This is a genomic window from Bacillus sp. RC240 (assembly GCF_044907945.1).
Classification (GTDB): Bacteria; Bacillota; Bacilli; order Bacillales; family Bacillaceae_G; genus Bacillus_A; species Bacillus_A mycoides.
The window spans coordinates 1-6,766 of record NZ_JBIYCT010000027.1; the positions used below are offsets into that span (position 1 = coordinate 1).

6 protein-coding genes and 1 pseudogene are annotated in these 6,766 nt (G+C 33.8%); all 7 read right to left on the reverse strand.

The window, feature by feature from the left end; genetic code table 11:
* Nucleotides 1-205 precede the first annotated feature (205 nt).
* The 7 genes and pseudogenes from ABH955_RS29035 to ABH955_RS29065 all read right to left on the reverse strand — a co-directional run bounded on the left by ABH955_RS29035 (nt 206) and on the right by ABH955_RS29065 (nt 6,317).
* Nucleotides 206-664 (reverse strand): ASCH domain-containing protein, encoded by a 459-nt coding sequence (locus ABH955_RS29035; RefSeq protein ID WP_404458414.1) that lies wholly within the window; start codon nt 662-664, stop codon nt 206-208.
* Nucleotides 665-908: 244 nt separating this feature from the next.
* Nucleotides 909-1,667, reverse strand: a pseudogene (locus ABH955_RS29040) (M20/M25/M40 family metallo-hydrolase); the annotation flags it as partial.
* Between the two features lie 390 nt (nt 1,668-2,057).
* Entirely contained in the window at nt 2,058-2,855 is a 798-nt protein-coding gene (gene bacA / locus ABH955_RS29045) for an undecaprenyl-diphosphate phosphatase (protein WP_404491972.1), read from the reverse strand.
* 17 nt (nt 2,856-2,872) lie between these two features.
* Nucleotides 2,873-3,610 (reverse strand): ABC transporter permease, encoded by a 738-nt coding sequence (locus ABH955_RS29050; protein WP_044438117.1) that lies wholly within the window; start codon nt 3,608-3,610, stop codon nt 2,873-2,875.
* Nucleotides 3,603-4,532, reverse strand: a complete 930-nt coding sequence (locus ABH955_RS29055; protein WP_404491974.1) for an ABC transporter ATP-binding protein — start codon at nt 4,530-4,532, stop codon at nt 3,603-3,605. The genes ABH955_RS29050 and ABH955_RS29055 overlap by 8 nt, the downstream gene beginning before the upstream one ends.
* A 68-nt stretch (nt 4,533-4,600) precedes the next feature.
* Nucleotides 4,601-5,614, reverse strand: a complete 1,014-nt coding sequence (locus tag ABH955_RS29060) for a sensor histidine kinase (protein ID WP_404458407.1) — start codon at nt 5,612-5,614, stop codon at nt 4,601-4,603.
* Complete coding sequence (locus ABH955_RS29065; protein WP_088031704.1) at nt 5,604-6,317, reverse strand: response regulator transcription factor; 714 nt, start codon at nt 6,315-6,317, stop codon at nt 5,604-5,606. The genes ABH955_RS29060 and ABH955_RS29065 overlap by 11 nt, the downstream gene beginning before the upstream one ends.
* Between the last annotated feature and the right edge of the window lie 449 nt (nt 6,318-6,766).

Genomic DNA, 6,766 nt, shown 5'->3' on the forward strand with positions numbered 1-6,766 from the left:
TAGCGCCGATGGTAGTTGGGACCTTGTCCCTGTGAGAGTAGGACGTCGCCAAGCAACTTTAAGACGAGTCAGAATGACTCGTCTTTTTTGTGTTTAATGAAATAAGCTTGTTATTAATGGCTCAAGAAATCCATTGATAACAAGCTTATTTGTTTAAAGATAAATGTATTTATCTAGTATGGACTTCCGGTAAAATCGTTATTTATCATAGCTTCACTTTGTTTTTTACATCGATAAGCTTAAAACGTTCGCAAACGAGCAGCATATCTTCAGAAAAACTAAGACCAAGTTCGCTTAGTTCCTTTGTAAAGAACTGTATATGGGTGTCTCTCCAGTAACTATAGGTACGATCGCCTTCGCCTTCAGCGATAGTGAATTCTTCAGTCACTTCATTCATTGGCATTATAGTTACTTCTATTGTCTTAATAATAGCTACAGGTTCATACTGACTATTGAGTACAATACTATAATCGTTAGTTGTTGGTAGTGGTTCGTTTTCTAATTCATAAAAAATATGGCCGGAGCATGTTGCGGTTTTCACACCATCAATGACTAGTTTAGCGAGATAATCAGGAGAATCACCAAATTGCCAAGCTGTAACAGATTCTGGTTTTTCATTGTTTCCCCAATAAGTATCCCAATATGATTGTGCTAATGGATTCATTTGTATATTTACCTCACTTTAGTTAAAGTTCACTTTCTTTATAAGACCTGGACAATTTTCCTATTTGTAATAGCTTTGTAGTCATTTAAAATTTGTATTGTTGTGTTACGGATTAATAAAGATAATACGCTGAATGAATAGAGTTTGTAAACACGTTCTGTCCATTTATGGCCATCTTTCCCGTAGACGCCCATATAAATAGATGGGATGTTTAATTTTTGGATTGTTTCGTATGGTAATGGATATAGTTGTTATGTAGTCTATTTGTGATTTGGGCTGCAATAAAATTAGGATCAATGCCAGACAATGTATCACCTACATGTACTTCTCTTCCATAAATATAGAAACAAGGAAGAAGTTTACCTGAAGTTCCTGTATAAATGTAGCGCGGAGTATCTCCATCATATAAAGGTATTATAAAATCATTGTTAAAGCCAAACGATACTGTAATTGTTTTTCTTGCTTCAGTCTTTCGAGTTCGGTTAAGGCAGAGATAATTCCACGATGTTCCCCTTCTTCATCTTCATTGAATAAGAGAAGTAAATTTCCTTCAAATAAATGCACATGTTCTGAGAAGTATAGTATATTGGCTAGATGAATGGCAGCGCCGCTTTTCATATCAAGAGAACCACGGCCGAACAGCCACTCTCCAGGTTTTGCATCGGTTTGAAAATATTGTTCGAGTGTTTCAGGAGAGAAAGCATATTCTTTTAACGATTCGAAGTCTTGAATGCCAACCATATCTAAATGAGAAGGATAGATAATAGTAGAAGTTGAATCATGTATCCCTTTTACAAACGCAAATGCATTTTGCCCCCCTATTGGATCATGAGGGACATATTGAATCCATACATGCTCGAAAATAAGGGAAGCTTTTTAAAATACCATATAGTTCATCTATAATACCGACTTCGCCGATGGTGCTGTTAATACTATTAAATGAAACTAAATGATTTGTTAGCAATTCGATCTGCTGTTCTAATTGTGTATATAGACATAGGATGAAACCTCCTTAAATCTTATAATTGGGAGTCTTTCATAGAAAAGATAAGTGCAAGTGAAATATAGTACGATTACTTAAATGCAAGGAAGTAGTTTTATGGAACGTTTGTTCTGTGTTGGTATAATGGGCATATTCAATCAATTGAGGTGTTTATTTTTAATTCAGTATATGTGTTTAAAGAAGAAATGCTATTACTAGGTTCGGATTTCAAATATAGCTTTTAACGTTACATATTTTAATGAAGTGTCGATTGATAGCAAAGAATATTCTGATTATTAAAGTTGATCTATTACCCACTATGCCATATTGAAGTGAGTAATACTAGAGGTGAAATAGATAAAAACCGATATTCCTTGAATATCGGTTTAATAATATGTGGCTTATATGAAGCTATAGCAATACGAAAAGTGTAAATAAGACAGCTAACAAAATACGATAATATGCAAAAGGTTTTAAACCTATCTTTTCTAAAAGTTTCAGGAAAGTTACTACCGCTAGCATTGCTACAAGAAAAGAGGTAATGAATCCTACCGCAAACATAGGAATATCATCTACACTTAAATACTTCCAACTTTTTAATAAGTCTAACCCTGTAGCTCCGGCCATTACAGGAATGGCAATGAGAAAAGAGAACTCAGATGCAGCCTTATAATTTACTTTTGCTAATAGCCCTCCAGAAATAGTAGAGCCCGCTCTAGAGAAGCCAGGATATACTGCTAAGCATTGAAATAATCCAATTGTTAATGCTTGACGGTATGTTAAATCATCTAGTGAAAAGGCGGTTGCCTCTGCTTTTTTTGCTTCTGCAAAAAGCATAAGAATTGCTCCTGCTACAAGTCCGATTACGACAGTATACGGCTGAAATAAGTATGTTTTAATAACATCATGTAATAATAAGCCAACAACTACTGCTGGGAATACACCGAGAAAAACATGTAATGCATTGAATTTTTTCTCTTTCCGTAGAAGGGGGCTAATATTACATAAAGAAATAAGGCGTTTATGATATAAAATCGCGATAGCTAAAATTGCCCCTAACTGTATGACGATTTCAAATGTTTTTGCCCTTTCTCCTTCAAAACCTAATAAATGTCCGACTAATATAAGATGGCCAGTAGAAGAGATGGGTAAAAATTCAGCTAAACCTTCTACAATGCCAAGTATGAAGGCATTGATAAGATCTCTCATAGTTTCACTCCTATAAATTAATGAATATCTACTCTTTTAAAATAGAATAGTGTTGTAATAAATCCGAAAATAGCTGTTACTGCAATGATGATATAAGAATACTCTGGTGGATAAGTCGGTTGTAATTCGTTATTTGCTATATCTAGAGTAGCGGTCCATGGGAATAGGTCTTTATGTTTTGAATTTACGATCATAAGGTTAGTCATTGTAATAATGATTGTTAATATAATAGGCGGTACATAGGTCTTCATTACAAGAGTTAGTAGTACAATAGGTGAAGACAAAAGAAAGAGAAGTCCACCACATATTAAAAATTTTATGAGAGAGCCTAAAAGTAAGGTGATACTAAACCCAGGGAAGCTACCTATTAGCCCTAATAATAAAGTTAGCGTCCAAGCAACTAAAGTTAGCATCATGATCCAAAGGAATAGAAGGATAAACTTACTTATAATAAAGCTAATACGTGATACTGGGATAGTTAGCAAATTTTTTAATGTATCTTCCGTGTATTCACGGGTAAATAGATAAGCGATTACAACTCCATATAAGGGGAATCCTATAATTAAAGTAGTGTATAGGTTAACTTCAGTGAACAGTTGACCAAATAAAATAGTTGGAGTAGGTTGCTTTGTCTTCATGTGTATATAAGAAGCTACAACCACTAAAAATGGCGCGACACCTGCTCCGATAATACTAATCAAAAACATATTGGATCGTTTCAATTTTAATAGTTCTGTATAAAGCAGATTAACCAATTGTGCCACCCCCAACTAGTTTGGTGAAATAATCTTCTAGTCTATCTTCGCTCATCACAATTTTTAATACTTCAATATCGTTACGAACTAACGTTCTGTTGATATGTCCCTGCTGTCCAAAGTGGGAATAAACGCGAATATTTCCTTCATCATGTACCTCATAATCAAAAATTTGAAAATGATTTTCTAATAGCATCGCAGCTTTATTATCATTATTTACTTGGAATTCTATGTACTTACGATTGGCTTTACGCAGTGTATCAAGAGAAACTTCTTCTAATAACCTTCCTTCATGAATAATTCCCATACGATCGACTAGTTGTTCCACCTCAGCTAATATATGACTAGAAATGAGTATCGTTATATTTCTTTCTTGAGCTAAAGATTTAATGAGTTTTCGCATTTCTTTAATACCGATTGGATCTAGTCCGTTAGTTGGTTCATCTAGTATGAGTAGTTCAGGATAATGGAGAAGAGCACGTGCGATTCCTAAGCGTTGCTTCATTCCTAAAGAGTATTTTCCTACTAATTTTTTTGTTTCGTGCTGCAAGCCTACAATTTCTAATGCTTCTTCAATTGCATTCCTTTTGTGAACACCAATTATCTTTGCATTAATTAATAAGTTCTCTCTTGCAGTTAAGTTTTCATAAAATCCTGGGACTTCAACGATAGAACCGATTCTTCTTAAAATGTCTTTTGGATTCCGAAGTAAATCCTCACCGAATATTTCTATATTTCCACTTGTAGGTTTTATAAGACTAAGCAGCATACGGATTGTAGTTGTTTTACCAGCACCGTTACGCCCTGTGAATCCATAAATTTCTCCTTGCTGTACATTTATATTTAGATTATCTACTGACTTTTGGTTCCCATAAACTTTAGTAAGGTTTGTCGTTTTTATAATTGTATTTATAGGGGGCACCTACTTTCTATAAGTTCTTAATTACATAATAAAAAGGAAGGTTTAACTGCATATTAATCATTTCTTAACTATTTCTTAAAAGTAGTGTGTTTTGGGACGGAAAAACCAAAAGTAGTTCGTTCCCAAGGAATACTGTCAACCCATATACGCCCACCATTTTTTTCAACGAGGGCTTTAGAAATAGAAAGTCCGAGGCCACTACCACCGTAAGAAGGATTTCTTGATTGTTCGCTGCGGTACATCCGCTTAAATACGTTTTGTAAATCATGTTTTGGAATACCGGGTCCCTTGTCCCAAATAAGAATCTCATATTCTGTATTGGTTTCTAGTAGTTCGACTCCTACTATTTTCCCAGCTTTTCCGTGATGGATAGCGTTTTTTATTAGATTACCTATAATTCGTATAAGGCTAAGGTGATCTGCAATAATAGGAGAAGTAGATTCTGGTATGAGAACTTGTAGTTCAATGTTATGTTTTGATAGCTCGGGTAAAAACTCGATTAATACTTCTCTAGTAACTTCAGAAAAATCGAGTTCTTCTTCTTTTAATGGAAATTCATCAGCATCTAGCTTGGCCATATTAAAGATTTCATCGACCAGATGTTTTAAGTCATTCGATTTCTTATAAAGTATTTCAAGATATTCTTGCTTTTCTACTTCAGAAGTAGCGACATCATCTTTTAAAGCATCAATATATCCAATAATAGAAGTGAGTGGTGTCCGGATATCATGTGAGATATTAGATAAAAGTTGTTTTCTAGCTTCTTGGGATTTCTTTGCTTCGATCTGCCCCTTTTCTAATGCAGCTATTAATTCGTTTATTGAAAACACGATATTATTTAATGAACAGTCGTTATTTGTGAATAGCCTCGTTTGTAAATTCCCTTTAAGTGCACGGCTTAATTTAGTGACCATTGATTTGCGATTTTGAATAAATTTTATTCTTGAAAAGAAAAGATATATTGTAATTAAGATGAGAGTAATAAATAAAGATATTTTTACATGGTATCCCATATCTATATTTAAAAGTCCGCAAATGATAAGTTGTAATGAAATAAGAAAGAGGACCTTATCATTTTTCAACCTTTTCACCTACAAACTTATAACCGATTCCCCATACAGTCTGAATGAATTTTGGATTGGAAGAATCAATTTCTATTTTCTTTCTAAGCTTTCTAATATGCACCATAACTGTATTATCATCTTCTATATAATTATCGTCCCATACATTCCGAAAGAGTTGTGTTTTCGTAAATACTTGCTCTGGGTTTGAAGCGAAGAATTTTAATAGTTCAAGTTCTTTTCCAGTTAAGTTGATTTCTTTTCCGTTCGTATGGACTGTGTATTTTTTAAAATCGATAGTTAGTCCTTTAAATGTTAAAGCTGTTTTCTCTTGTACGTTAGTGTTACTTCCAAGAACTAAAAAACGTCGCATAAGAGCTTTTACTCTTGCAACCACTTCGTGAATACTGAAAGGTTTCGTAATATAATCATCAGCACCTATGCTTAAGCCCAAAATTTTATCAACTTCGTGATCTTTAGCAGTTAGCATTAATATAGGAATATTAGTTGTATCTCTAAGTTTTCTGCACACTTCGATACCATCTACTTTCGGCATCATAAGATCTAATATAACGAGGTTGTAGTTATTTTGGTTAAATAAGCACAACGCTTCTTCGCCATTAATTGCAGTATCTACCATATATAATTCTCGCTCTAAATATCTTTTTAATAAGTCTCGAATTTCTTTATCGTCATCTGCTATAAGAATACGTATATCTTTCATATCGTCACCTGTTTCTAATAGAATGTTATTGATATTACAATTTGATAAACAAAGGGGGATAGGGAGCGGTAATAAAAAATAAAGCAACTTTCTAAGTATATACTATTAATTGTTAAAATAAGGTTGCTAGTTTAGCTGAAAAGAATCAATCGTATGAGTTCGGCAAGATGGGGGAAGCAAGTCTTTTGAAATAGAGAAGTGCCTAAATTGAATAGTATTTAGAAGAATAGATTGGTAAAGAAAAGTAGACGGTGGTGGCTATTTTAATGAAACCTTTGTAGGTCCTTATCTAGAGTTAAAAGAGTGCAAAGGTACTAAATTAAATTTCTTTATAAAAAGGTGTTGACGATTAGTATATAGAGGTGTAATATAGAACAAGTCGCCGATGCAATAACGCAGAACGCGGCAAACAAAATGAAAAACTTAGTTGACATTAACTAACGAAGATG

Coding starts and splice junctions, on each gene's coding strand:
- ABH955_RS29035 (WP_404458414.1), bottom strand. CDS start 664: ATGAATCCATTAGCACAATCATATTGGGATACTTATTGGGGAAACAAT.
- bacA (WP_404491972.1), bottom strand. CDS start 2,855: ATGAGAGATCTTATCAATGCCTTCATACTTGGCATTGTAGAAGGTTTA.
- ABH955_RS29065 (WP_088031704.1), bottom strand. CDS start 6,317: ATGAAAGATATACGTATTCTTATAGCAGATGACGATAAAGAAATTCGA.